Raw genomic sequence first — 1,354 nt, 5'->3', positions numbered from 1 at the left:
CCCCTACTCCCCATCACCCCTACTCCTCATCACCCCTACTAACAAATCTCGAACTGAGGTTAATTAATGATTCATCATTATTTATTCTCCTGTGCTATCGTTGATAGATAAAAAAGATAAACCAAAAAATTATCATGGCAACTGCACAACATCACACCGAAACTCCGATTATTTCTTTTTCTACCACAAACCATCTCCATGAGACAGAAACCCGCCCCTGGGGTTCGTTTACCACCCTTGAAGAAGGACAAGGTTATAAAATTAAGAGAATAGAAGTTAATCCTGGACATCGTTTAAGTTTACAGATGCACCACCATCGTAGTGAACATTGGATTGTGGTATCTGGCACCGCTAAGGTGGAATGTGGTGATGAAGTAAAAATTTTAGGCGCTAATCAATCTACCTATGTACCCCAGTGTACTAGCCATCGTTTAGAAAATCCGGGGGTAATTAAATTGGTGTTGATTGAGGTGCAAAATGGCGAATATCTCGGGGAAGATGATATTATTCGTTTTCAGGATGATTATGCCAGAAAATAATTTATTTAAATGATTAATTTAACTCCGAGTGCCGTTGCAGAAATTGCAAGGCTCAAAAATTATAACTCTCAATCTCAACCATATTTAAGAATCAAAGTTGAGCAAGGTGGTTGTGCAGATCTTTTGTACCACCTCAATTTTGATGGGGAAATATTAAAGGGCGATCGCACTTTTGACCACCATCAAGATATTACCATTTTAGTTGATGAACAAAGTTACAATTATATTCAAGACTTAGTCATTGACTATGCCGAAGATTTAATGGGGGGTTCGTTTCAATATCAAAACCCCCAAGCCCAAAACCATTGTAATTGCGGGATTTCTTTTTCCATTAAAGCTAATTAACGGGGCTAAGGATAGGATTAAAACCGATATTCCGTAAAGGTTGGGCGGCCTGTTCGGCATTTTGACGATTACTAAAAAGCCCCACTTGCCATAAAACATTACCCTGATAACTAGAGCGAAAAGCATCGGGGTAAATTTCTTTAACCCTATTTTCTTCTTGGGGGTTATTTGCCCTCACAAACACTCGAAAAGCTCCACCATCGGTGGTAATGCTAGTATTTTCAGACACATTTCCCCTAGAATTGGTTACGGAAGTGGGCCTATCAAAAACCATTATTTCCCTCAAACTTCTTCTCCTTTCAATGGGGGTGTTAACAGGGTTAGGAGTAGGGGCGCTGGTGGTGCGGTTGGGGGAATTTACCATAATAGGTACAGACGAGCCACCATTATTGACACTATCATCATTATTGGGAGAATTAACTACGGTGGTGGGAGTTTGATTGTAGGGTGAGGTTTGGGGAGAATCTGTG

At 40.3% G+C, this 1,354-nt stretch carries 2 protein-coding genes and 1 pseudogene; 2 read left to right on the top strand and 1 reads right to left on the bottom strand.

All coding sequences use genetic code 11. The features are described 5' to 3' along the window. Window positions 1-134: 134 nt before the first annotated feature. Together IQ215_RS14265 and IQ215_RS14260 are read left to right on the top strand one after the other, a co-directional pair. The gene (locus tag IQ215_RS14265) at window positions 135-539 is read left to right on the top strand and encodes a cupin domain-containing protein (protein ID WP_206688608.1); all 405 of its coding nucleotides are present in this window, start codon (window positions 135-137) and stop codon (window positions 537-539) included. A gap of 9 nt (window positions 540-548) precedes the next feature. After that, a complete protein-coding gene (locus IQ215_RS14260) occupies window positions 549-884 on the top strand; it encodes a HesB/IscA family protein (RefSeq protein WP_193802060.1) in 336 nt (111 codons plus the stop codon). On the opposite strand, the pseudogene IQ215_RS14255 reads toward IQ215_RS14260, so the two are convergent. Next, a pseudogene (locus IQ215_RS14255) lies at window positions 877-1,354 on the bottom strand (SPOR domain-containing protein); the annotation flags it as partial. The gene IQ215_RS14260 and the pseudogene IQ215_RS14255 sit on opposite strands and share 8 nt — an antisense overlap.

It is taken from the genome of Cyanobacterium stanieri LEGE 03274 (genome assembly GCF_015207825.1).
Classification (GTDB): domain Bacteria; phylum Cyanobacteriota; class Cyanobacteriia; order Cyanobacteriales; family Cyanobacteriaceae; genus Cyanobacterium; species Cyanobacterium stanieri_B.
Note: the sequence above shows the minus strand (reverse complement) of the source record. Positions and strands in the feature narration are given on the sequence as shown.